23 protein-coding genes and 1 tRNA gene are annotated in these 24,536 nt (G+C 55.4%); 15 read left to right on the top strand and 9 right to left on the bottom strand.

The genetic code is table 11. The features are described from left to right. The first annotated feature begins 42 nt into the window (after nt 1–42). From LNA76_RS05270 to LNA76_RS05225, 10 genes are all read left to right on the top strand, one after another. Nucleotides 43–1,641, top strand: coding sequence for an ABC transporter substrate-binding protein (locus LNA76_RS05270; RefSeq protein WP_230018257.1), 1,599 nt, complete (start codon nt 43–45; stop codon nt 1,639–1,641). Next, nucleotides 1,638–2,579, top strand: coding sequence for an ABC transporter permease (locus LNA76_RS05265; RefSeq protein WP_009454334.1), 942 nt, complete (start codon nt 1,638–1,640; stop codon nt 2,577–2,579). The genes LNA76_RS05270 and LNA76_RS05265 overlap by 4 nt, the downstream gene beginning before the upstream one ends. A 27-nt stretch (nt 2,580–2,606) precedes the next feature. Next, a complete protein-coding gene (locus tag LNA76_RS05260; protein ID WP_094196612.1) occupies nt 2,607–3,446 on the top strand; it encodes an ABC transporter permease in 840 nt (279 codons plus the stop codon). A 24-nt stretch (nt 3,447–3,470) separates the two neighbouring features. Continuing rightward, the gene (locus LNA76_RS05255) at nt 3,471–5,114 is read left to right on the top strand and encodes a dipeptide ABC transporter ATP-binding protein (protein ID WP_230018256.1); all 1,644 of its coding nucleotides are present in this window, start codon (nt 3,471–3,473) and stop codon (nt 5,112–5,114) included. Nucleotides 5,115–5,233: 119 nt separating this feature from the next. Next, nucleotides 5,234–6,169, top strand: coding sequence for an N-carbamoyl-D-amino-acid hydrolase (locus LNA76_RS05250; protein WP_094196614.1), 936 nt, complete (start codon nt 5,234–5,236; stop codon nt 6,167–6,169). Beyond that, nucleotides 6,160–7,341, top strand: coding sequence for a YgeY family selenium metabolism-linked hydrolase (locus LNA76_RS05245; protein ID WP_094196615.1), 1,182 nt, complete (start codon nt 6,160–6,162; stop codon nt 7,339–7,341). Before LNA76_RS05250 ends, LNA76_RS05245 begins: the two co-directional genes overlap by 10 nt. A gap of 19 nt (nt 7,342–7,360) precedes the next feature. Beyond that, a complete protein-coding gene (locus LNA76_RS05240; RefSeq protein WP_108727440.1) occupies nt 7,361–8,893 on the top strand; it encodes a M81 family metallopeptidase in 1,533 nt (510 codons plus the stop codon). Nucleotides 8,894–9,106: 213 nt separating this feature from the next. Beyond that, nucleotides 9,107–9,183 (top strand) — tRNA-Pro (locus tag LNA76_RS05235). A gap of 375 nt (nt 9,184–9,558) precedes the next feature. Beyond that, nucleotides 9,559–9,924: a hypothetical protein gene (locus LNA76_RS05230; protein ID WP_086060527.1), complete on the top strand. Its 366-nt coding sequence runs from the start codon at nt 9,559–9,561 to the stop codon at nt 9,922–9,924. Between the two features lie 74 nt (nt 9,925–9,998). Further along, nucleotides 9,999–10,682: a DUF7424 family protein gene (locus LNA76_RS05225; protein ID WP_230018255.1), complete on the top strand. Its 684-nt coding sequence runs from the start codon at nt 9,999–10,001 to the stop codon at nt 10,680–10,682. Between the two features lie 76 nt (nt 10,683–10,758). Here LNA76_RS05225 and LNA76_RS05220 read toward each other — a convergent pair whose 3' ends face one another. Beyond that, nucleotides 10,759–12,069 carry a ParB/Srx family N-terminal domain-containing protein gene (locus tag LNA76_RS05220; protein WP_230018254.1) on the bottom strand — a complete coding sequence of 437 codons (1,311 nt, stop codon included), beginning with the start codon at nt 12,067–12,069 and terminating at the stop codon, nt 10,759–10,761. 243 nt (nt 12,070–12,312) lie between these two features. On the opposite strand from LNA76_RS05220, the gene LNA76_RS05215 reads away from it, so the two are divergent. Continuing rightward, a complete protein-coding gene (locus LNA76_RS05215) occupies nt 12,313–12,597 on the top strand; it encodes a hypothetical protein (RefSeq protein WP_159086117.1) in 285 nt (94 codons plus the stop codon). Between the two features lie 94 nt (nt 12,598–12,691). Here LNA76_RS05215 and LNA76_RS05210 read toward each other — a convergent pair whose 3' ends face one another. The 3 genes from LNA76_RS05210 to LNA76_RS05200 all read right to left on the bottom strand — a co-directional run bounded on the left by LNA76_RS05210 (nt 12,692) and on the right by LNA76_RS05200 (nt 15,975). Then, the gene (locus LNA76_RS05210) at nt 12,692–13,168 is read right to left on the bottom strand and encodes a copper uptake system-associated protein (protein WP_108727444.1); all 477 of its coding nucleotides are present in this window, start codon (nt 13,166–13,168) and stop codon (nt 12,692–12,694) included. Between the two features lie 168 nt (nt 13,169–13,336). Then, nucleotides 13,337–15,484 carry a TonB-dependent receptor family protein gene (locus tag LNA76_RS05205; protein ID WP_230018253.1) on the bottom strand — a complete coding sequence of 716 codons (2,148 nt, stop codon included), beginning with the start codon at nt 15,482–15,484 and terminating at the stop codon, nt 13,337–13,339. Nucleotides 15,485–15,546: 62 nt separating this feature from the next. Continuing rightward, nucleotides 15,547–15,975 (bottom strand): DUF2946 family protein, encoded by a 429-nt coding sequence (locus LNA76_RS05200; protein ID WP_326833644.1) that lies wholly within the window; start codon nt 15,973–15,975, stop codon nt 15,547–15,549. A gap of 276 nt (nt 15,976–16,251) precedes the next feature. On the opposite strand from LNA76_RS05200, the gene LNA76_RS05195 reads away from it, so the two are divergent. Genes LNA76_RS05195 through LNA76_RS05185 form a run of 3 tightly spaced genes read left to right on the top strand, consistent with a single transcriptional unit; the run spans nt 16,252 to nt 19,095 of the window. Beyond that, complete coding sequence (locus LNA76_RS05195; RefSeq protein WP_230018251.1) at nt 16,252–17,382, top strand: NAD(P)/FAD-dependent oxidoreductase; 1,131 nt, start codon at nt 16,252–16,254, stop codon at nt 17,380–17,382. 35 nt (nt 17,383–17,417) lie between these two features. Beyond that, the gene (locus LNA76_RS05190; RefSeq protein WP_094196626.1) at nt 17,418–18,491 is read left to right on the top strand and encodes a YkvI family membrane protein; all 1,074 of its coding nucleotides are present in this window, start codon (nt 17,418–17,420) and stop codon (nt 18,489–18,491) included. Beyond that, nucleotides 18,481–19,095: a helix-turn-helix domain-containing protein gene (locus tag LNA76_RS05185; RefSeq protein ID WP_094196627.1), complete on the top strand. Its 615-nt coding sequence runs from the start codon at nt 18,481–18,483 to the stop codon at nt 19,093–19,095. The genes LNA76_RS05190 and LNA76_RS05185 overlap by 11 nt, the downstream gene beginning before the upstream one ends. Here the strand turns inward: LNA76_RS05185 and LNA76_RS05180 are convergent. The 5 genes from LNA76_RS05180 to LNA76_RS05160 all read right to left on the bottom strand — a co-directional run bounded on the left by LNA76_RS05180 (nt 19,092) and on the right by LNA76_RS05160 (nt 23,220). Beyond that, complete coding sequence (locus tag LNA76_RS05180) at nt 19,092–20,021, bottom strand: formylglycine-generating enzyme family protein (RefSeq protein WP_230018248.1); 930 nt, start codon at nt 20,019–20,021, stop codon at nt 19,092–19,094. The genes LNA76_RS05185 and LNA76_RS05180 overlap by 4 nt on opposite strands. A gap of 153 nt (nt 20,022–20,174) precedes the next feature. After that, complete coding sequence (locus LNA76_RS05175) at nt 20,175–20,618, bottom strand: hypothetical protein (protein WP_230018246.1); 444 nt, start codon at nt 20,616–20,618, stop codon at nt 20,175–20,177. Between the two features lie 244 nt (nt 20,619–20,862). Beyond that, on the bottom strand, nt 20,863–21,063 hold the full coding sequence (locus LNA76_RS05170; protein WP_223254031.1) for a hypothetical protein: 201 nt from the start codon (nt 21,061–21,063) through the stop codon (nt 20,863–20,865). A 132-nt stretch (nt 21,064–21,195) separates the two neighbouring features. Further along, entirely contained in the window at nt 21,196–22,563 is a 1,368-nt protein-coding gene (locus LNA76_RS05165) for a TrkH family potassium uptake protein (protein ID WP_230018244.1), read from the bottom strand. A 3-nt stretch (nt 22,564–22,566) separates the two neighbouring features. After that, entirely contained in the window at nt 22,567–23,220 is a 654-nt protein-coding gene (locus LNA76_RS05160) for a potassium channel family protein (RefSeq protein WP_094196631.1), read from the bottom strand. Between the two features lie 156 nt (nt 23,221–23,376). Between LNA76_RS05160 and LNA76_RS05155 the strand changes: the two genes are divergently transcribed. Beyond that, nucleotides 23,377–24,477, top strand: coding sequence for an alkene reductase (locus LNA76_RS05155; protein WP_230018242.1), 1,101 nt, complete (start codon nt 23,377–23,379; stop codon nt 24,475–24,477). Nucleotides 24,478–24,536: the final 59 nt, after the last annotated feature.

Below are 24,536 nucleotides of genomic sequence, written 5' to 3'. Positions count from 1 at the left end.
GAGCAAAGGCGGACCGCTTTTAACTACCTGGAGAGACAAAACATGAGCAACCTGCTTAAGGACCGCTTGCGTCCTGCCAAAACCTTAACTGCCGTCTGGGCTGCCCTTGCCATCACCGCTATTGCCCCCGTGGCGGTCAGTGCGCAAACCACGCTGACCGCCGTCATGGAGGCGCCCTTGCGCTCCCTGGACCCGGTCATTACCACCTCCTACATTGTGCGCAACTACGGCTATATGGTGTACGACACCTTGCTGGCAGAAGATGCGCAGGGGCAGGTCAAGCCCCAGATGCTGGAAGGCTGGAAAGTGTCCGAGGACGGCCAGACCTACACCATGACCTTGCGTGAAAACCTGCGCTGGCATGATGGCTCGCCCGTCACGGCTGAAGATGCGGTCGAGTCCATCAAGCGCTGGATTCAGTTGGACAAGATGGGCCAGATCATGACGGAGTTTCTGACCAAGATGGAAGTCGTGGATGATCGCTCTTTTGTGATGCAGTTCTCCTTCCCGACCGATATTGCCCTGCGCGCCATGGGCAAGCCCAGCTCCTTGCCGTTGTTCGTCATGCCCAAGGAGGTGGCACGCACGCCAGTTAGCCAGGCGATTACTTCTACCGTGGGTTCGGGCCCATTCCGATTTGTGGAGAAGGAATACCGCCCAGGTGTGCAGGCCGTGTTCGAGAAAAACCCGGACTACGTACCCCGTAATGAGCCTGCCAGCGGCCTGGCCGGTGGCAAGCAGGTCAAGGTAGACCGTGTGCGTTGGGTCGCCATGCCGGATGCCATGACCGGGGTGAACGCGCTGCGCAGTGGCGAGATTGATGTGATCGACCAGGTTCAGCTGGACCTTTTGCCCCTGCTGCAAAACGAGTCGGACATTGTGCTGAATGCTTCCACGGTTCGGGGCGCGCAGACCGAGATGCGCTTTAACTTCCTGCAGCCGCCATTCAATAACAAGCAAGTACGTCAGGCCGCCATGATGGCGCTGAACCAGAAGCCCTTGATGCAGGCGCAGGTCGGCAACCCGGAATACTTTGAAACGTGTGGGGCGGTGTTTGGCTGCCACAGCGTATTCCCGTCACAAGCCGGTTCTGAGGCCTACTTCAAGGGGGATGCCGCCGGTGCGAAAAAACTGCTGGAGCAGGCCGGTTACAAGGGCGAGCCCGTGGTCTTGCTGCATCCCACCGACTTCCTGACTTCGCCCGTGGTGCCGGTGATTGCCCAGCAACTGCGCAATGCCGGGTTCACCGTCAACGTGGAAGCCATGGACTGGCAAACCGTGCAGACCCGCCGCACCTCCAAGCGTCCCGTGCAAGAGGGCGGCTGGAGCATCATCACCACTTATTCGGGGCTGGTGGACGTGAGCAATCCGCTGAGCTTCATGGCGGTGGCCTCCAATGGCGACAAGGCCTGGTTTGGCTGGCCGGATGTTCCTGCCATTGAAAAGACACGCATGGAATTTGCCCGCTCCAGTGGCGAGTCCGAGCTGGGTCGTTTGGCCACGGATCTGCAAAAACACATCATGGATGAAGGTGTGATCGTCCCCCTTGGCGAGTTCAAGATGGTTAGCGCCATGCGCAAGAACCTGAATGGCTTTCTGCAAACCCCGGTTCCGGTCTTCTGGAATGTGGAGAAGCGATGATTGGGCTTATTTTCAAGCGCGTACTGGCCACCATCCCGGTATTGCTGATTGTGGCGCTGGTGATCTTTGTGGTCTTGCGCATGACACATGGCGATGCCGCGGTGCTGGTGGCGGGGGATAACGCGACGGATGCACAGATTGCAGAAATCCGTCATCAGATGGGGCTGGACCAGCCAGTGCCGGTGCAGTTCGTGCAGTGGCTGGGCAGCATGGTGCAAGGGGACTTTGGCACGTCCCTGATCTCCAGCCGCCCGGTCAAGGATCTGGTGCTGGATCGTCTGGGTCCTACGGTTTCACTGACCTTGTTGACTCTGGCCTACACCCTGGCCATTTCCATTCCGCTGGGGGTGTGCTCGGCCTGGTATAGAGGCAAGTCTCTGGATCGCTTTGTGATGGCAGGGTCGGTGGCGGGCTTTTCCGTGCCGGTATTCATCGTGGCTTACTTGTTGATCCTGCTGTTCTCGCTGGAGCTGCGCTGGTTGCCGGTACAGGGCTACAAGCCCTTGAGTGAAGGCCTGTGGGAACACCTGCGACATTTGATTCTGCCTGCGGTGTCCCTGGGCACGGTGTATATCGCCCTGATTACCCGCATTGTGCGCACCAGTGTGATCGATACCTTGAACGAGGACTACATCCGCACCGCCCGTGCCAAGGGCCTGAACGAGCGTCGTGTCCTGACACGTCACGCCCTGGGCAATGCGGCGGTTCCCATCCTGACGATTATCGGCATCAGCATCACCATGTTGATCGGCGGGGTGGTGGTGACGGAATCGGTCTTCAACATTCCGGGGCTGGGACGTTTGGTGCTGGATGCGGTGCTGTCCCGCGACTTTACGGTGATTCAGAGCCTGATCGTGCTGTTTTCGCTGGTGTATGTAGGGGTGAATCTGTTGATTGATATCTCCTACATGCTGGTCGATCCCCGTATCGATTATTGAGCCCTCGCTTTTTACAGGTAGAACAATATGCAAAAGCTCAACAAATTGAAGAAAGTGGTCGCCAGCCATTCGGCCCGTGCCGCCTTGCTGTTCCTGATCCTGATGGCCGCCATGGCGATTTTTGCTCCCTTTCTGGGCACGCAAGATCCCACTCAACTGGACCCCAGCGTTCGTCTGCAACCGCCTTCCGAGCAATTCTGGCTGGGGACGGATGCACTGGGCCGGGACCTGTATTCCCGTGTGGTGTACGGGGCGCAAGTGTCTTTCATGGTGGGGTTCGGTGTCCTGGCCATCAGCGTGTTCTTTGGCGTGATTCTAGGTTCGCTGGCGGGTTATTTCCGCCGTCTGGACGCCGTCATCATGCGAGTGATGGATGGTGTGATGGCCATCCCTGGCATCTTGCTGGCCATTGCGCTGGTGTCGGTGTCCGGTGCCAGCCTGACCACAGTGCTGATCGCCATTGCCATCCCGGAGATTCCTCGCATGACGCGGCTGGTACGGGGCGTGATTCTTAGCGTGCGTTCCGAGCCGTATGTGGAAGCGGCCATGACGGTAGGGACTTCGGCTTACGTGATCTTGTCGCGCCATATGTTCCCCAACACCTTCGCACCCTTGATTGTGCAGGGCACTTATGTGTTTGCCTCGGCGGTGCTGCTGGAAGCGATCTTGAGTTTTCTGGGGGCGGGCATCCCTCCCGAGATGGCCTCCTGGGGCAACATCATCGCTGAAGGTCGCCTTTATTTTCAGCTGATTCCCGGCATCGTGCTGTACCCCGGCATTGTGCTGTCCATCACCATTCTCAGTATCAACGTCCTGGGCGACGCCTTGCGCGATGCTCTGGATCCCAAGCTGGTCACACGGCTGTAAGTGACGAGGGCAGGAGACATAACAATGAATACCTCTACGACCAAACCCCAATGTGTTTTGTCAGTGAAGGACTTGTGCATTGAAACCAAAGCGGCTCAACCCCGCCAGTTAGTGAACAAGCTTAGCTTCGATGTGTATGCAGGCGAGACCTTGTGCATTGTGGGCGAATCCGGCTCGGGCAAATCCTTGACTTCCTTTGCCATCATGGGCTTGCTGCCGCCCGATACCTTGCGTGTCAGCCAGGGCAGCATCGAGCTGATGGGCGAGAACCTGCTGACCATGAACAAGGAGCATTTGCTGTCCTTACGCGCTTCGGCCATGTCCATGGTGTTTCAGGAGCCCATGACAGCCTTGAACCCGGTGCAACGGGTGGGCGAGCAGATTGACGAAGTGATCCGTATTCACGAAAAGAACAGCTCCCGGCAGGAGCGTCGCCAACGTGTGATCAAAATGCTGGAGCGCGTGCGTTTACCGGAGCCGGAAAAGCTCTTCATGGCCTATCCGCATGAGCTATCCGGCGGTCAGCGCCAGCGCATCATGATTGCCATGGCCTTGATCTTGCAGCCGCGCTTGTTGATTGCGGATGAACCCACCACGGCACTGGACGTGACCACGCAAAAGCAGATTCTGAGTCTGATCAAGGAACTGCAAAGCGAATGCGGTACCTCGGTGATTTTTGTGACGCATGACTTTGGTGTGGTGGCGGATATTGCCGACCGGATTCTGGTCATGAAGCGTGGCGATAGCGTGGAGATGGGCACGTGTCAGCAGATTCTGTCCAACCCTAAAGAAGCCTATACCCGCTCTCTGATTGCTTCCGTTCCCAATGTGCATCCGCCAGCAAAAGAGGAAGTGCAAAACGAGATCGTGCTCAGCGCCCGTGGTCTGGGCAAGGTTTACGGCTCGGATTGCTGGTTCTCCAAGGGGCGCAAGATGCACGCGCTCAGCGACATCAATCTGGATATACGCCGTGATGAAGTGCTGGGTGTCGTGGGCGAGTCCGGCTCGGGCAAGTCCACCTTGGCCCGCTGCATTATTGGCCTGGTCGAGGCCAGCTCGGGGCAGATCACCCTGAACGGTGAAACCTTGCCCGCCGCCTGCAAGGACCGCAGCCTGGCGCAGCGGCGCAAAGTGCAGATCGTGTTTCAGGACCCGTATCGCTCGCTGAATCCCCGCGTGACGATCGGCCAGTCTTTGACAGAGGGCATGCACAACATTGGTGTCGATCCTAAAGTCGCTATCGAACGCGTGACCGAGGTCTTGTCCATTGTAGGCCTGGACGCGGATGTGCTGGAGCGCTATCCGCATCAGTTTTCGGGCGGCCAACGGCAGCGACTTTGTCTGGCCCGCGCCATTGTGATGGAGCCGGATGTGCTGATTGCGGATGAGTCCGTGTCGGCGCTGGATGTGCTGGTGCAAGAGCAGGTGCTCAAGTTGCTGGTGGACATCAAGCGCAAAACCGGCGTTGCCATCCTGTTCATTACCCATGACTTGCGTGTTGCCGCGCAGATTTCTGACCGCATTGTGGTGATGCAAAAGGGCCGGATTGTGGAGTCCGGGGACCCAGGGCGTGTCATTAGCCAGCCTAGCCAGGCTTACACCCGTGAACTGGTGGAATCCGCACCCGGCGTGCATTGGGATTTTCAGAATTTTTGTGCTTATGCCTGATTAACACGGCTGTTGGGGCTGTGTTGATTGTGCAGAGCTAAATCCTGCTGCTGGAGTGCGGCAGGGCGTATCGAATCCCGCTTAGGGCGGATCTTAATTGTTGATGGAGTTCAAATCTCATGTCCAGGTTTGTCAACGTAGCAGCGGCTCAGTTGGGCCCTATCGCACGCAGCGAAACGAAAAAACAGGTGGTTGACCGCTTGCTGGCCCATTTGCATCAGGCCAAGAAAATGGATGTTGATGTGGTGGTGTTTCCCGAGCTGGCACTGACCACGTTTTTCCCGCGCTGGTTCAGCGAGGATATTTCCGATTTTGATTGTTTTTATGAAACCCAGATGCCGGGGCCGGACACCCAGCCCTTGTTTGATGCCGCTGCCAAATTGCAGATTGGTTTCTACCTGGGCTATGCCGAACTGGTCATTGAAAACGGCGTAAAGCGTCGCTTCAACGTATCCATTCTGGTCGATAAAACCGGCACGATCGTAGGCAAATATCGCAAGGTGCATTTGCCCGGTCACGGCCAGGACGAGCCTTGGCGTGCATTCCAACATCTGGAGAAATACTACTTCGAGCCTGGTCACGAGTTCGGTGTGTGGTCGGCCTTCGGGGGCGTGATGGGCATGGCCTTGTGCAACGACCGGCGCTGGTCAGAAACCTACCGCGTCATGGGTTTGAAGGGCGTGGAAATGGTCATGCTGGGCTACAACACCCCGGTACACAACCCGCCCGCACCGGAGCACGACGATTTGTCCATGTTCCATAACCATTTGGTGATGCAGGCCGGGGCCTATCAGAACGGCACCTGGGTGGTGGGGGTGGCCAAGGCGGGGAGTGAAGAGGGCATCGAGATGATTGGCGGCAGTGCCATCATTGCGCCGTCTGGGGAGATTGTCGCGGCTTGCTCGACCAAGGGTGACGAGCTGGCGATTGCCCGTTGCGATCTGGATCTGTGCCATTCCTACAAGAGTACGACCTTCAACTTTGAGCGTCATCGTCGGCCAGAAGCGTATGGCCTGATCAGCTCGCAACGTGGAGCGGTGGTGCCATGGGCGTGAACGAACATACAAAAATGGACCTGGTCTGGGATGCGGTCAGCCTGACGCAAGCCTTTGTGCGTATCCCCAGCTTGTCCGGGCAAGAGCAGGCCATGGCGGACTTTGTGCAGCAAGTCATGCGGGAGTTGGGTTTTGACCAGATTAGTGTGGACGACAAAGGGTCGGTGCTGGGCTTTGTCGGCCCGGCCCAGGCTCCGCTGGCCCTGCTGTTTGATGCTCATATGGATGTGGTGCCTATCGCCGGAACCTGGACGGTTGAGCCTTTTGGGGCGCAGATCAAAGATGGCCGCATGTATGGGCGCGGCACCAGTGATATGAAAGCAGGTTTGGCCGCCGCCCTGTGTGGCGCGGCAGCAGCGGCTCGTCGTGGTGCCTTGAAACAGCGTATTGCCGTGTCTGCCAGCGTGATGGAGGAGGTGATTGAAGGCTATGCCTTGTCCCACGCTCTGGAGCAATGCACGCCGGCTGCTGTGGTGATTTGTGAGCCATCGCGTTTGCGCATCATGGTGGGCCAGAAAGGGCGACAGGAGATTCTGTTGCGCTTGCAAGGCCGTCCAGCCCATGCGGCCTTGCCTCATCTGGGGGTGAATCCCATTCAGGCGGCAGCCAAGGCTATTTCTGCTTTGCAGACGCTGGATTTGCCCAAGGATGCGCAAGTGGGCCAAGCCTTGCTGGTGCCTACTGACATTATTTCCGACCCGCATCCTTCCATTTCCCTGATCCCTTCGTCCGTTACGGTACGTTTTGATCGCCGCACGCTGGTGGGTGAAAGCAGCGAATCGGTGTTGAAACAAATGGAGCAATGCTTGCAGGGTGCCGGTGTGGAGGGTTTTTCGCTGGAACTGGTGGACAGTCAGGTACAAACCTATACAGGTCAGCAGGCCAGCCCGGAGCGGGACTTGCCCGCCTGGCGGCTGGATGAGTCCGCACCGTTGGCCCAAGCCATGGTGCAAGCGGTTCAGCAAGCCGGGCGTGTGGTGGAAATGGATACCTGGTGGTTTTGCACCAATGGTTCCGAGTCTGCCGGACGACGTGGCATTCCTACTATCGGCTTGGGACCGGGCGAGGAAGCACAGGCACATACGGCTGATGAGTCGGTAGCGATCGACGATGTTCTGGGGGCCAAGGACATTTACGAACAGCTGTGTATCCAACTGGCAGGACAAGCGTAAGAGCAATCGGAGACAAGTGATGCGTATTGCAGTAGCGGGTTTTCAGCACGAGACCAATACCTTTGGCCCGGCCATGGCCACGATGGCGGACTTTGAGCATGGGGGCGGCTGGCCAGGGATGTGCCGAGCCGAGGCCATCGAGCCTGCCTTGCGTGGGGCCAATATTCCGGCAGCCGGGTTTATGGCCGCCGCCGCACGAGCCGGGGTCGAGTGCGTCCCGCTACTGTGGGCCGCCGCCAGTCCCTCCGCGCCCGTCGAGGCAATGACTTACGAGGCAATCGTGGCGGAGATTCTGTACCGCCTGGAGCAAGTTCTGCCCGTGGATGCGGTGTATCTGGATTTACATGGCGCCATGGTGGCCGAGCATCGCGATGATGGGGAAGGGCATTTGCTGGTTCTGGTGCGCGAGATGGTGGGACCGGATGTGCCGGTGGTCGCCAGTCTGGATTTGCACGCCAATGTCAGCGACACCATGCTGGCGCAGGCCGACATGCTGGTGGCTTACAAAACTTACCCGCATGTGGATATGGGACAAACGGGCGAGCGTACTTTCCAGGCGCTGATGCGATGTCTGCAAAGCGCTCATCGCCCGAAGCTGGCCTGGCATCGATTGCCTTTTCTGATCCCGGCGGTCTGGCAAAGCACCGAGATGGAACCGGCGGCCAGCCTGTACCGTCACTTGTCATCGCTGGAAGAAATAGAAGGCGAGGGGAGCGTGTCGTTCGCCATGGGCTTTCCTGCTGCGGACGTGCCGGAATGCGGAGCGGTCTTGTGGGCCTACGCCCAGACACAGGAAGAAGCCGATAGCCGTTTGGCAGACTTTCTGGATGAGGTGCTTGATAAAGCCCAAGGCTTTCAAGGCAAGCTTTATGAACCGGACGAAGCCGTGCAATGGGCGCTGAGTCACCCCGGTAAAGGCCCGGTGATCATTGCCGATGCTCACGACAATCCCGGTGGCGGCGCCAGCTCCGATACCTGTGGCCTCTTGCGCGCCTTGTTGAAAGCCAAGGTATCGGATGCTGCTTTAGGCTTGATCGTGGACCCGGAAAGCGCTGCTCTGGTGCACCAGGCAGGGGCCGGTAAAACCATTGAGCTGTCTCTGGGCGGTAAATCCGGTGTCCCCGGTGATATGCCCTTGCATGCACGCTTTTATATCGAGTCCGTATCCGATGGCCAGTTCCGCGCCACCGGCCCGTACTACGCAGGCTGCGCCATGAACCTGGGGCCCAGCGCCTGTTTGCGTATAGAGGGCGTGCGCATCGTTCTGGCCTCCTACAAGTCGCAAATGGCGGATCAAAGCATGTTCCGTTTTGTGGGTATCGAGCCGGAGCAGATGAAGGTACTGGTTCTGAAAAGCGCCGTGCACTTCAGAGCGGACTTTGGCAGCATTAGCGACCGCATCATTGTCGGAGCAGCACCGGGAGGAGTTTCCATGCGCACGACAGACTTGCCATGGGAGCGTTTACCGGCAGAGCGCCTGCTGTATCCCGGTGGCCCCAGCCTGTCCCAATGGCGAATCATGCAATCAGAAGGGCGGGCCTATTCACAATAGCTTTGCATTTTTTACCCAAGTAGGTATACTCCTGCCTTCACGGTTTTGATGCAGATTAGCTCGGTAAAACAAGCTTTGAAAATCAGACCGCCTGTTCAGATAAGTGTGGATTTCGATCGGTGCCGGGATTGACTATCAATAATCTCAAATCGAAAGAAAAAATCTAAAAAACACTTGCAAGAAAGGTAGAACAGGGTTATAGTTTAATTCTTTCGGGGCGTAGCGCAGCCTGGTAGCGCACTTGCATGGGGTGCAAGGGGTCGAAGGTTCAAATCCTTCCGTTCCGACCAGATTTTAAAAGGCCTACAGCATTTTTGCTGTAGGCCTTTTTTCATTGCTGCGGGGAATTCTGTTTCCACGAGCTTCTCCCTCTTCTCGTCTGTGTGCTTGCGAGCGTGCTCTGCCGGCAGTTCTAGTTCTGTTTCTGGTATGAGCAGAGTACTCACTAAAATAAAAAGTGAGTGCACATTTAAAAGTTATTTTCTTGGCACATCGGCCTCGCTTATTTTGCGATTCTTTTCTGCTCTGATACAAGAATGAACGGAATAGTGCTCTTCGTTGATTCCCAAAATTTTCCTCAACAGATTCTGCAGAAGTTATTTTTGAGCTTTGTCTCTCTTTAATCTGCTAGCATGCGATTTTGATTATTGTTCTGGAGAGCAGTAGTGGACAGCGTGGATGTAGAGTTAATCAAGCGATTGAGACCGTTAGCTCGAAAAAAAGCAGAAGAGTTTTCTGATGCGCTATCCGAGGGATTGGCGCAGGATCGTAATATCCATCAATTGAGCCTGGATTTACAGGATGAGGTCCAAGCCTATCTTTTGTCGCTTCCAGAAGAAGATAGAGAAACCTTTGAGGCGCTTTACATTGAAGAGTTAAATGCGCAGACAGCCATGGCTAACCAAAGTGCAACTGAAAAACTTGCCCAGGCAGAGGCTATTGAAGCCGAAGGTGCTAAATCGCAGCAAGTGATGTCTGGCATTATTGTCCTGATCGCGATATTAGTTCTTGTGTTTTTCTTGGCAAGATAGGGCGCATGCTGCACGTGCGGCATCTGGTGAAGGATTAAGTGGGAACACCGTCCAAGTCGTGAGGCGGGTATTCAATGAATTACAAGAAACTGAGGAGCCGTGAGATGCGTGTTGTAAAGGTCGGGGAAATTGCGTTGCTTGCATTATTGGCTGCGTGTAAAACGAATATCAGCACCGAAATCAAACTTAGTGAGCTTGAGGGTGGTGCAGGCAAGATGCTGCCCGGTGAACTGACGGTCGAGGTTAGTGCTTGCAATCATTATGAAGATTCTCGCAAGCCCTCTAATTCCCTGCTGGAAGCTCAGCAAGCTATTCCTGGCATATTCAAAGATGCAAAGTATATGGAATGCTATCAGCAGCGAATGAATTCTTATGCCCGATTTGAGTTGCCTGTTGCCTTGGATACCGCTGGTAGCGATAAGCTGTTTTCTGAGGAACATATCAATTTCCGTTCCCATGAGAATATGTTGCTCGGCTTGGTTATCCCTACTCAAATTAAAGAGCGTATTAAGTCCGCCACGAAAGGGAAGGTCGCCGCAAGTGCTTTGGTGATGAGTTTTTCGATTAAGGTCACAAATGACCTTAATCAGGATCAGCCTTTGGTAGCTTACTCCGTGTTTGCTGATGGGAAAGCGTTTGTTGCTGATAGGCTGTCGCTTCATAAAGGCAAACACATGACACTCCAGTTGTCTGACGTGTCAGTTCAAGCTGCGGTGCAAGGTAGTTATGCAATTGTGCTCGGTAGGGTTGCGCAATAGAAACGTAGACAAGGTGTCGCTGTAAGAAAAGCCCGCATTGCGGGCTTTTTGTTTAATCAAGTCCTGAGTAGCGTGATTACCACCCCCAGCAAGTTCCCGCTGCAGGCTTGCCGCAATTGCGGTAGTTCACTGCAAACCACAGTTTTCCTGCACCACGTGGGCTACCGTCAGATTTGACGTCGTTGCGTGGCAGTTCTTCCAGGGTGTCGCGCGCTGTTTTAGTGTCGGAGTCACTGGCAGCGTTGGCTTCCAGGACGATGCGGCCTAGCGCTGCTGCATCACGGTTTTCGAAGACCAGATCCGTGTCTTTCAGCGCTGTCATTTTCAGGGAGGCATCACGCACGGCAGCCGCGTAGCTGTCGTCTGAACCACCGGGCTTCAAGGCCTTGTTCAACGTGCTGACGGCCAGAATCTGCACCGGTGTGGCGGGTGGAGCCATCAGGTATTCGTCCAGCTTGGCCAATTGGCCCTCTGAAGCCTGGCGACGTAGCCAGTCGCCCCACAGAAATTCGGCGTATTCAGGCAAGTCGCCGTTGCTATAGGCAATGTCGCGGGTGAAGTACACCAGGGAGCGATAGCGATCTTCCTGCATGCCACCGGCTTCTTTTTCGTTGGCCAGGCCAAGGCGAGTGGGCAGTTGTTCGACGGTAATGGTTTGGTTTTTACCATCACGCAGCCAGACCAGTTTTTCTTTGCTCATGCGCTCCCAGAAGGCAGATGCCTCGCGGATATCGCTGTAGTTGGCGCTGACTTTGACCCAGACGGGCAGTTTGGGGCCGCCGTCAGGAATCTCGCGCAAGGAGGAGAAAGTATGGTGGCCATCGGTCAGGTACAGATTGCCGTCCCAGCCTACGACCACGGTTTTAAGGTTTTCTGTTTGCGAGCCCAACGGGTCTTTACACAGATACGTGGTGGGCTGGTCCAGGCGGGCCGCTTGCGCCTCAGCGATCGTCAGGAATTTCTGGGCGCGCTCGGTACCGCCCATATCCTCGCAGTAGTCATCAAATTTCTTGCCGATGGTGCGATTCAGGTAGTCCAGGTGCTGTGCGGGATTGTTGGCCCAGGTAGGGCGGTCCAGATCGCCTTGCCAGCGTCCCAGCTTGTAGTAGACCTGATCGTAGCCAATGGCCGCCTGGGTGGGATGCAGTTCTTCTATGCGGACCTTGATGATATCGCCTGCTTTGCTGTCCAGATAGGCCGTGTTGCGGGGTGGTTCCGGCTCTTCAGTGACAGGTGGCGCGACGACGGGGGCTTCGGGGGACGGATTGCCACCTGTGCTGGAGCCACTGTCGCAGGCTGCCAAGACCAAGGGCAGCAGAGCGATGCCCAGGGCGCGCAAGAGCTGTTGCCGGGCGGGGACAAGAGAATGCAAATAAGCGAGGTTCATGGTCCGTTGGGGATTTTGTTGGAAGATCCTAGATCATGGGGGATGGGTATTGCCGGAACATTGCATTCAGAAACATTTATCGCTTGTGCTGGAGAGGGGGCTGCTTGTCACGATCGGGGGCGAAATTGTGACCAGCTCGCCTAGTTTCCTCTAAGGCGAACTGAATCCCGTACACTGTCCGCGCTTAAATGAAATCGACAAAGCACTTCCAGACTTGTGGAAGTTGATTTTAAAAGGTTCTTGATGGCGCTCTACAGAAAAGCCTGGCTGTTTACGTTGTTCAATATCTTGCTCCTGGTCGCCTTGTATTTTGGGCTACCTGTGTTCGACCGTGTGTTGGGGACATTGGGGTTTTGGGTGTTTGGCTTTTACATTCTGGGCCAGGGCCTGGTGGCCATGACGGTTTTTACTTGCCCAAAGTGTGGCCTGTCGCCGTTCATGGGTAGCCAGAGCCTGTTCACCAGCTATTCGCCGTTTCCGCGCAAGAAGTGTGGTCAGTGTGGGCATGACCACACTCAGACTGAGTAGGGCAAGCTGCGATCCGGCGATCCGGCGATCCGGCGATCCGGTGCAGTCATCCCTTGTTGACTCAGCCCTTGCGCAGCGGGTTCTCCTTCCTGAATTAGTCCGGGTGGTGGTTGTGATCGACCACCATATTGTCTCCAAAGGTGGAGAATTTGGCGGTCACCTCGGCGGGTAGTTTGGCTTCTGCTTCGCTGGTGTTCTTGACCAGACGTTCTGCCGCTTCAGCGCTCATACCTGCCATCGTTAGAGTCTCGACATCGTTCAAGCCATCGCCACCGCACATATGGACATTCCATTGCCCATGGCGACTCTTTAAGAGCGCACGGCCACCGCGCGCCAGTTGCGTCCAACCGGCCAGGGCATAGTCACCCTCGATCACGATAGGCTCCACCACAAGAGGCGCTTCGGGACTGTCCCAAATCGCCTTCATGGCCTGGGAGATGCGATCGGTCTCTGACGGCGCAGCGCGAGCCACGCCCGTGAGCATCGCGAACAAGATGAATAAAGCCATGGAGAAGAAAAGGCCGTGGAGTGTCACCTTAAAGGTCTGGCGATATTGTGAAGCGGTTTTCATAAAAACTCCTTGTTTCTCAAGCTAATAAAGGACAGGGTGGGGCTTTCACCCCGAGCAGTGTGCTCATCTGACTTGTTGGCAGCCAAGGGGCAGTGATCCGGTATGTAAAGCTCAACGGCTGCGGTCTGACGTGCATGACAAACCCCTTGAGAAGATAAAAAAACGGGATCAATACTGGATCTGCACACCGGCAAAGACCGATCGCCCTGTACCCGGCTCGAACAAGGGCGAGGAGGCGGTGGCGTAGTCCGTAATGCTGGCGCTGGCGATGTATCGGCGATCCGTCAGGTTGCGGCCATCGATATAGAAGGAGTAGGGGCCGCGCTCCCAGCCAGCTCGCAAGCCCAGCAGGGCATAGGAACTGGTTTTGGTGGTGTTTGCGTTATCGACGTAGTAAGCCTGCGGCACCCATTCCACATTGGGACCAATGTGAAAGCCTGAAGGGTGTTTGTAGATAATCTCTGCGCGCAGATAGTGCTTGGGCACACCGGGTATTTGATTGTTGTTCCAGTCCTGATCGTTGTCGAACTTGAAGTTGCTGTAGGTGTAGGCGCCTTTGACCTCCAGGCTGTCACTTTGCAGACCTTGTACAAACAGGCCTCGGGCGGCTGTCCATTGCACACCTAGTTCTACGCCCTGGTGAGTGGTGCGATCTGCGTTGACGGTCTTGTCGCAAATGTTCCAGGGCGCGCTGATGCATTGCAGCTCATTTTTGACGCGCGCATGGTACAGGGAGACGTCCCAGGCCACGTCCCCGCTTTCTCCTCGGGTGCCAATTTCGAAGGTGGTGGCGCGTTGGGCTTGCAGGCGATCCAGATCATTGCTGGTCGAGAAGGTCATATCGTCAAACGTAGGCGGCTCGGCGCTGCGGGAAATATTGCCGTAGATTTGCCACTGCGGACCCGCCTGCCACAACAGGCCCAGCTTGGGATTGAAGAAGTGGTAGCTTTTGTCCCCGGATCGCGTGGTAGGCAGGCCGGCGTTATACCGATCCTGGCGCTTGCGTTGAGCGTGCAGGTATTGCAGGCCGGTGATCAGGGACAAGTCCGAGCCCAGACTCCAGGCGTTTTCGGCATAGATGCTCAGGTTGTTGGACCTGTCTTTGCTAGCAGACAGTTTTTCCAGTCGTTTACCTCCCACGTTTACCGAGTTTTGGGCATCAATCTTGCCGGCCGACCAGGTCAGACCCAGCGTGAAGCGATTGTCTCTGCCCGCAAGCGGGCTGGTGTTGACCAACCGGCCGTAGGCGCCGTAGCTGCTCGTGTCCCTATCAATAAATTGATAAATAGGGTGTCGCAACGAACTTTGTTCAAACCAGCCACCTAGTTCGTACTGCGTCTCGCCCATGACCAGCACTGTGCGGTTGGCAATGCGACCGCCGTCCAGGTTGAGCTGCCAGTCGTTTTGCTTATTTTCTTTGGCGGCTTGTCGTGGATTATTCAGAGCCTGATCGCGGCTGACCGAGCCGGGAATATCCTGGTGAATCTGGTAGCCGCTCAGGTAAAAACGGGTTTCTGCCCGGTCTGACAAACGCCAGCCCAGGTTTGCATTCGCACGTAGGGAATGGCCAGCACTTTGTTCTCTATAACCATCCTGGGTTTGCCAGGAGCCGGAAACTACACCATCCAGTTTTTCGCCCGCAAAGCCGCTGCTCAGTTGTACGCGTCGCCAGCCAAAACTACCGGCATCCAGACGTCCTTGAAAGGCGTCGGCATCATGGCCGGTAGGGGTGACGAAGTTGATGGCCCCGCCCAAGGTGGCGGCTCCGTACTGCAAGGCATTGGCTCCTTTATAGACTTCGGTATAGCGGTAGGTTGTAGGGTCGATACGATGGAAGTTGCTGCTGCCGTCCGGGTCGTTCAAGGGGATGCCGTCCTGATACAGGCTGATGCCCCGTAGATGGTAATAACGCGACAGCCCTGAACCCCGTATGGATAGGCGCGCATCATCACCCCATTTGGGCTGCGCAAACACCCCCGGTGTGTAGTCCAGCATGTCTTTGACGGTAGCGGCTTTGGTATCACGCCAGGCGCTTTCGGGCACCAGAGCGACGCCGCCCGCAGTTTGTTCAATATTTTTTTGAGCAGTTTGCAGGTCTGGAACGGTCAGGCTTTTACCGCGCTCTGGAGTGACGACGACGGGGGCCAGTGTTGGCGTTTGTGCATGAGCAAGACTTGCCCAGGAACTGGAGAACAGCAAGGTCAGAGCCAGGACGCTGATTCGTGTGCGCGGTGATCCTGGTGCTAATTGGACAGAGGGCAGAAAGGGGGAGGCCTGCACAGCGCATGCCTGTGCAGAAATACAAAAAATAGACATAAAAAAACCTTGAATGACTTCGCTGAAAAGCGACTGCACAGACGGCAGTCGGCCACGAGAGTTCAAACAAGGTTGGCAGGCGGAGCGCGTGACCCGAGTGGTGGCCCCAGCGCGGGTAAGGGGGGTAAGGTCTGATTGCGGTGCACCAGCAGCAAAGGCGGGTGATCCATCGATACATCCAGGCTTGCCATGTCGGCACTGGGCAAGGCCACTTGGGATAGAACCAGGGCGTAAGGGCACTTCTGGATATCCGCGTGTTCATTGGATAGTGGCGGATCGGCCTGTCCTGTCAGGCTCATCCAGATCGTGCTGGGCGTGCCACCGGGGGCACACAGCGTGACGGAAAAGAAGCCGTTTTGCTCGTCAGCCTTGTCCGGCATGTATCCTGCCGGCACCAGCGAACGGCACAAAAATGACAGGATCGCCAGGCAAAAAAGAATTTGCCAGGCTATGCCATTCTTTGCGGGAGGGCGGTGCCGTTGGACAGACATGGCGCAATTGTATTCCAACTGCTTCTCAATTAGATTTGATTTACGTAATCTGCGGACTCTTTAGTAAGTGGCGGATTACGATTTTGCCAAAGCGATGGCGCTGTTGCCGAGATAAACGTTGCCCAATCGTTTGTTTTGAAGGCGAAATAATCCGGAAGTAGGGCTCAAGCAAGACTGTCCAAGACAGACCAAGGTGTCCGCCTAGTAAAAACCCGCTTGGATGTTTTTCCGGGAAAGGCCTACTATTAGCCCTCAATTATCGGATATGAGAATTTTATGGTGTATGACTACGTCATTGTGGGTGCCGGGATGGCCGGTGTGTCTTTGGCCTACCGTTTACCGGAAAGCGCCCACGTGCTTGTTCTGGAAAGAGAGTCCCATGCTGCGTATCACTCGACGGGGCGCTCGGCCGCTATGTTTGTTGAAACCTACGGTACTGAAACGATTCGTGCCCTGACCGTCGCGGGTAACGATTTTTTCAGTCATCCGCCAGACGGTTTTAGCGATCAGCCAATTTTGCTGCCGCGTGGCGTGCTGTATGTGGGCACAGCCGAGCAACAGGATTTGCTGGACAGTCAATATGAGGATTGGCATGAGCAAGGGCTGGATGTCAGCCGCATGACGGCCGAGCAGGCACTGACGTTGGTGCCATGCCTGGATCCGGCGCAATTGGCGGGCGCCTTGTATGACGGGCAGGGCCAAGATATGGATGTGCATGCCTTGCATCAGGGGTTCCTGAAAGGGGCACAAGCAAAAGGCGTAACGCTGCGTCTGGATACAGAAGTCCTGTCCGCGCAATGGGATGGCGAGTGTTGGGACGTTCAGCTCAGCTCTGAGCCCGGTACTGTGCGCACACGTGTTCTGGTCAATGCAGCCGGTGCCTGGGCCGATACCCTGGCCGAGCGTTGTGGCCTCAAAGCCTTGGGGATTCAGCCCAAGCGCCGTTCAGCGTTTTTGTTCTCGCCACCCGAAGGGATGGATCACCGGGATTGGCCGGCAGTGATTGATATTGGCGAAGAGTTCTACTTCAAGCCCGATGCAGGCATGTTGTTGGGGTCGCCGGCCAATGCAGATGATGTGGACGCGCATGATGTCGTGGCCGAAGAGCTGGATGTGGCCACCGGCATTTACCGCATTGAAGAGCGCACCCAGCTTCGTATCCGTCGTCCTAGCCACACGTGGGCAGGACTGCGTAGTTTTGCTCCTGATGGGGAGCTGGTCATTGGTCACGATACACAATGTCCCGGCTTTTTCTGGCTGGCGGGGCAAGGCGGCTATGGGATTCAAACCGCAGCAGGTGCGTCCTTGCTGGCGGCCAGTTTGTTGCAAAAGCAGGATTTGCCCGAGTCCTTGAAGGCTTTGGAGATTGATCCGGCTGTGGTGTCACCGGCTCGTTTCAGAGCATAAAAACAGCAGCACTTTGATCTCCTGGAGGAGAAAGCATGTCGAATATAAGAAATATCCTGGGCATTGCGATGGCCTTTGTCGGTGTGGTGGTGGGGGCCGGCTTTGCATCAGGACAGGAGGTGTTGCAGTTTTTCAGCAGCTTCGGGTATTGGGGATTGCTTGGAGGGGTGGTCAGTGGTCTGTGCTTCACGATACTGGGTATGGCGGTGGGGGAGCTGAGCCAGGTTTCAGTATCGCATTCGTTTAAAGAAGGGTTGTATTTGATTTGTGGGCCGCGTCTGGGCGTGGTGGTCGACATCATGATTACCTTCTTCATGTATGCCATTGCGGTGGTGATGTTTGCCGGTGGCGGCTCGCTGATGGAGCAACAGTGGGGCGTACCGGCGCAGTACGGCAGTGTCGCCGTCATGCTGATTACCGTGCTGATCGTGTTCTTGCGCGTGGATAGGGTGATGGCCTTTATTGGCAGCGTCACGCCCATTCTGGTTCTGATGATGGTTTTCCTGTGCATTTATAGCTGGAATACCCGGGACTTGCCATTGGAGGAGTTGGATGTCATCGCGCATACCAAACCTCAGGGTGCAGGACATTGGCTAGTCGGCGCGTTGCTGTACGTGTCCTACAACATGGTGGTGGGGGCGCCGTTTCTGATGATCGCAGGGGCGCAGGCTACATCGCGCCGCAATGCGCTGTTGGGTGGACTGGTCGGTGGTTTGCTGCTGGGTTTTTTGATCGTGCTCATCAGTGCCGGTGTGTTTGGCCGTATTGATACCATTGGCTCGGCCGCCTTGCCTATGCTGATGCTGGCGACCGAGCAATCCAGACTGCTGGGTACCATTATGTCCGTGGTGGTTTTCGCCATGATTCTAACGACGTCGGTCGGTGTGCTGTATTCCTTCTCAGCCCGAATTTTTACCCCTAACACGCGTAAATTCAATATTGGTACGGCCATTGCCGGAGTGCTGGGACTGGTGGGGGCCAAGATTGGTTTTATCAATCTGGTCGGCACGGTCTACCCGTTTTTTGGTTATCTGGGCTTTGTGTTGATGGCCTGGATTCTGATTGCCTGGTTTCGTTTGCGCCGCTTACAATCCAGGCATGCGACGTAATGAATTGCTCAGCAAGGAACAGGTAGGATCTCGCCTGCGTCAAGCCCGACATAATCAAAAACAGACACTCAAGCAGGTGTCTGAAAAAACGGGTTTGGCGCTTTCTACCATTTCCAAAGCAGAACTAGGGCAGGTCTCCTTAAGCTATGAAAAATTTGTGGTTCTGGCCCGCGCCCTGAATATTGAGGTGGGTTCCTTGTTTGCCATACCGGATGAGGAAAACACGCAACGCTTGCCCACCACTGAAGTGGGCATTTCCAGCCATAAGTCCACCGCCACCCCGGGCTATGCGACGCGTAATTATGAATACGGCCTGTTGTTTGGCGAACTGAGCGGCAAACACATGAATCCGATTCTGGCCGTCATTGACTCACGCGATGCCAGCGAATTTGACGACTATATCCGGCATGCCGGGCAAGAGTTTGTGATCGTCCTATCCGGCGCTATTGCTATTCAGTTTGAAACTGGCGAGACCTTGTTTCTGAACACACACGAGTCTGCGTATTTTGACAGCGGCATCGGACATATTTACTTGTCGACCAGCGAAGACGACGCGAAGGTTGTCGCCGTCTGTACCAGCGGTTTGCCGCCGGGACTGGTTTAGGATGGGGCCGATACCGATACGTCGTTAAAAACCGGCAGCACGGTGCTGTCTGGCTTGGCTGACACAGGAGGGGTGCCATTGGACTTCAACGGCGCCACACAACGCGCGGTGGCGTTTTGAAAGTAGACGGTGCCTGCGGGGCGGCCTTTCAGACGAGCCAGTTCGGGTTTGGCTTGGATGGTCGCGTCGGACAAGGGAAAGACGATGCCCCGTGTGGGGATGGTGTCGCGTGAACTTGTCCCCGTACTGCTGCCGCCTTTGAAAATCCGTACATGGGCAGGGTCGCGATTGGGGTCGGAGATAACCCATTCGTGCAGACCGTTGGCCATGTCCTGTATGCCCAAGGGGTTGGGCGGAAATGCACCCGTCTTGTGTTTGTTCGCGCCACTATCTGGTTCCGGCAGATTTCGACCTGCTTGCCATTGGCCGTTGTCGGTAGCCCAAGGAATCGCTTGCCCGCGGCCGCGGGCCGCGTACTCCCATTCGGCCTCGGTGGGCAAACGCATGTCCAGGCCACTGTTTTTTCCCAACCAGGTGCAAAAGGCTTCGGCTTCGTCATAAGGCATATTGGCGGCCTGTTCATCATCGCCTTTCACGGGCTGCCAACGGGCAGGGCGCTGGGTTTGCTTCAGGAAGCGGTCATACAGGGCGTTAGTCGCCTCTTTTTTCATGATGGAAAACGCGCTGACCTCTACCGGGTATGGATCCAGAGCACCCTGATCGGCTTGTGCTACCCATTGCACGGACTGCTCGCCGTCGGGAGCACGCATGGGCACCTGGAAATTGCCGGCCATAAATGAGCCGCCTTCTACCGGGATCAGTTCAGGACCGGGCTCAGGGCGCGTAGGCAAAGACCTCAGTACCAGTAAAAGTAAGATGCTGGCAATGATGAGGGTGACGCTGAGCCGCACAGGGGTATGACGCAATCTTGTTTCCTTGCTCTTGACGACTCGCGACGCGAGAGCTTTGTCGATTAATTTTGCTTATATGGCCCCGTATTATTCCATGTCTGCTTATAAGACGGGTCTGTCTGTGCGCAGAGTTTAATGTTTTATTGGAATAGAAGGGGAGTATTGTGCTTATTCAGCGTTGTTGGGGGATTTTTCAGGAATAATCGACAAGGGAATATGGATGGCCTGGCCTTCCTGAACCACAACGCTCCAGCGGCTTGGATCAAACAAGGCGGGGCTGACTTCAAATACCGCGACATCCGAGATGCTCACCAGAGGATTGATTTTGTCCGGGCCCACCGTATCCAGATCGTGTGCGTAGCGATAGTCCTGTGTCGCTCGCTGATTGGGTGCTAGTTTTTGGCCCGACGCATCTGCCAGAAACAGGCGTGGTCGATGGATCTGCGGGTTCAGGGGGCGTGGGCTGGTGTTGGTATAGCGGTAGCGCAAAACAATAAACAGATTATTCTGACGCGCCGGTGTAGCCAGATTCCCGGCGTCCAACTGAGTCTGGCTGTGCCATTGCTCCAGGTAGATATGCAGGCGTGCACCTTGATACTCGGGTGTGAGCAAGCTTGCCCCCTTGTTCAAAATAGGGGCCGCAGGCGGGATAGGGGGGATGCTGGGAAGGATGCCAGGCTGCGTTTGGGTAGACAGAACCCTGTCGTTTTGACTGTAGGCGGTGGCAGAGCACAGGGCTAGAAGGGCGCACAGCCAAAAACGGGGCGAAGTAACAAGCATGGGTGTGAACAAGAGGGGCAATCAGTGTGGGTAAGGATGACAGGCTGGATTAAAGGGCAGGCAAAAAATAAACGGCTCATGAGCCGTTTTTCTTAACCACTTTTTTCAGATCGTCCAGCTCTTTGCGCAGGGCGACCACTTCGTCACTGAGTAAACCGATGACAGCCATTTGACTTTGGTACATCTCTACCAAGGGGTGGTAACTGATACCACGACTGGTCAGTTCTCGACACAGCGCGCTAAGACCGGTTCCAGCGCGCTTGGTTAAGGTAGCCATCTTCCTGTGATCCATAAGCCTGCATCCTGATCAGTAGTTGTTCGATGTTTACATCTGTTAACCATACCAAAAAACGATGACAATAGTCGTTTTTATTAAAACTTCTTGTATATCTGTGGTTTAGCGACTGAATTAGCCCACTTGGAAGTTGCCTTCCGGATAGCGTATGCGGCTGCGTTTGCGCGTGGCCAAGGAGTAAATCAGGGTCAGAGGGCCGAGTCGACCCGCAAACATCAGCACCATGATCAGGATCTGGCTGGGCATGGAAAGTTTGTGAGTGATGCCGTGGCTCATGCCGGTGGTGCTTAAGGCCGAGGCTGCTTCAAACAGAAGGCTGGTAATGGGCATGTCCTCAAACAAGGTCAGTAACAAGACACTGATGAAGTACAGAGCGCCGGTAATCAGAAACAGAGCCAGCGCTTTCTGGACGGTGTCAGGCGCGACGCTGCGGCCCATCAAGACCACTTCTTCACGTTGGCGGATATATGAGCGTACGGCGGCCATTAATACAATCAGCGTTCCGATTTTGATACCACTGGCGGTGCTGAGCGAGCCACCGCCAATGAGCATCAGCACGATCAGCATCAACTGGGTGCTGTCGCGCAGGCTGGCAATATCCATGGTGGTAAAGCCGGCGGTGCGTGTGGCGGCATTTTGCATCCAGGCGGCCAGTGCCTGATCACCCACCCCAAGCATGCCCAGGGTTTTGGGGTTACTAAACTCCAGTGCCCAGAGGCTAAAAAAACCAATCAGGTTCAGAATCAGTGTGCCCAGCAAGATCACTTTGGTATAGGGCAGCAGGGTTTGCCAGCGTTTCTTTTGCCCAACATCGGCCAGCACGGTAAAGCCAATCCCGCCCAGGATAATCAGGCCCGACATGGTCATGACTGAAATAACATCCCCCGAAATCGGGATCAGGGAGTTATGGAACAAGGAAAAACCGGCGTTATTGAAGGCAGTGACGGCATGGAACAGGGCGCGGTACAAGGCCGTGGTCCACGGTAAATCAATGGTCCACCGCAGAAACAAAATGGCAGCGGCGATCAATTCAATCAAGACGGCAATTTTGAATACTTGCAAAGCCGTGCTGCGAATACGAGACACACTGGTTTGATTAAAGGCTTCCAATGCCAGCGCTTGCTGGCTGACACTGATGCGCTTGTGCATGGTGATGGCGGCAATGACGGCAAAGGTCACAAAGCCCATGCCGCCAACTTGCACCAGTAGTGCCAAAACAATCTGCCCAAAGTGCGTTAAGTCTGTGGCAGGATCAATGACCGCCAAACCCGTGACGGTGACCGCCGAGGTCGCCATGAACAAGGCCTGGAAAACGCCCAGACGGTGTTCGGCCGCTTGTGGCAGGCTAAGCAAAATAGCGCCCAGGATAATCAGGGCCATAAAGCCCAGAGCCAGTACCAGCGGCGGGCTGGCGCTGAGAGTGCGGGTCTGAGGATTGACCTCAAGACGGCGAGTCAGACTATTGGGTAGCCAGTTGCGCATACATCAAACCAGTTTGGGGGCGGCAGTACGAAGAGCTTGCAACTGTCCAAGCAAGATCAGCAGGTCTTTGGCATGCAGGGCAAAATCAGCATTGGGCTGGGTCGTGGTTTGACCACGGCGTTTGACCAGCAAAACCTGCACATCGTCCATTTGCTCGCGCAGCACATCTTTGATGGTCTGCCCATTCATATTCTCGCTGGCTGTTACTTCCACAATGTAATCGCCATTACCCAGGGTGATGTAGTCGTTGACCATCGGGTAGCTGAGCATTTGGGCAACCCGTATGCCCATTTCTTCTTCGGGGTGAATAATGCGGTTAACCCCGATTTTGGCCAGAATCAAATGCTGGGCATGAGAAGTCGCTTTGGCCCAGATCGTGGGAACACCAAAACTTTTCAGATGAACCACACAAACCAGGCAGGCTTCAATATCGGCCCCAATTGCAACCAGAACTACGTCATAATTGTCCAGCCCCAGCTCTTCCAGGGCCTGGCGGTCAGTGACATCGGCAATGACGGCACGGCTTAACTGGTCCGCATATTTGTTGACCAATTTGGGGTTTGTGTCCACTCCCAGCACGGAGTGTCCTGTTTTCATGAGTTCCAAGGCGCAGGCCGAACCGAAGCGGCCTAATCCTATGACGGCGAACTGTGCCATAGCTTAGTTGATCCGTTTGATGCTTGAAACAATTTCAAGCCAAATTAAGCGTTGATGGTATAAAGGCATATCTGGTAAAAACCCTTATCGGGTATTCCCTTGGGCGCGTGTCGTTGAAGCCCCAGCGGAAACATCAATAGTGGACAGTGTAAAACAATGGTTAGTTTGTTTGATCCAATAAAATTGGGTGATATTGAACTCCTGAACCGCATCATCATGGCGCCCATGACACGCGCGCGCGCCTCGGAGGGCCGTATGCCCAATGATTTGATGCGTATGTACTATTGTCAGCGAGCTAGTGCGGGGCTGATTGTAGCCGAAGCGACCTCGGTATCGCCGCAGGGCGTGGGCTATGCCCACACGCCGGGCATCTGGAGTCGTGCTCAGGTCGATGCATGGCGCACGATTACAGAGGCGGTACATGCCAAGGGTGGTCGAATTGTTCTGCAATTATGGCATGTGGGGCGTGTCTCTGATCCAGAGTTTCTAAATGGTCAAATACCGGTTGCGCCCAGCGCGATTGCCTGCGAGGGTATGGTCAGCCACTTAAGTCCTGAGCGTCCTTTTGTGGTGCCTCGCGCTTTGCGTAGCGAAGAAATCGCCGACATCGTGGATGATTTTTCCGTTGCTGCACAGAACGCGCTCAGTGCCGGTTTCGATGGGGTTGAGATACATGGTGCCAATGGCTATCTGATCGATCAGTTCCTGCACGACGGCTCTAACACCCGTACGGACGCTTACGGTGGTTCTATTGAAAACCGGGCGCGCTTTCTGTTGGAAGTTGTGGATGCCTGTGTGGCCATTTGGGGGGCCGGTCGAGTCGGTGTGCATTTATCCCCGCGCGGTGGTTTGCACGGCATGAAGGATTCTGATCCAGCCCGTTTGTTCTCTTATGTGGCGTGTGAGCTGGATCGACGTGATATTGCCTTCTTGTTTCTGCGTGAAAGCCCGGCTTCGGACAGCTTATTGCCCATGATCAAATGTCAGTTTGGCGGCGCGATTATCGCTAACGAACATTTTGATTTCCCCACTGCACAGACCACTTTATCCAAAGGCATGGCAGATGCCGTGTCGTTCGGTAAGGCTTTTTTGTCTAACCCGGACTTGCCCTTGCGTTTGCAGTTGCGCGCTCCCTTGAATGGCTGGGACCCGGGCTCTTTTTATACCCAGGGGCCCAAAGGTTATACGGATTATCCGTTCTTGAAATTCAGCCCTGAATGGGATCAGCCTGTCGATGAGGATTTGCAGACACATTAAGTCTGTCTGCGAGGACATCGCCGGAAATAAAAAAGCCCGTATCAAACGGGCTTTTTTTA

The sequence above is a fragment of the Alcaligenes sp. MMA genome (genome assembly GCF_020907215.1).
Lineage (GTDB): Bacteria > Pseudomonadota > Gammaproteobacteria > Burkholderiales > Burkholderiaceae_B > Alcaligenes > Alcaligenes aquatilis.
Note: the sequence above shows the minus strand (reverse complement) of the source record. Positions and strands in the feature narration are given on the sequence as shown.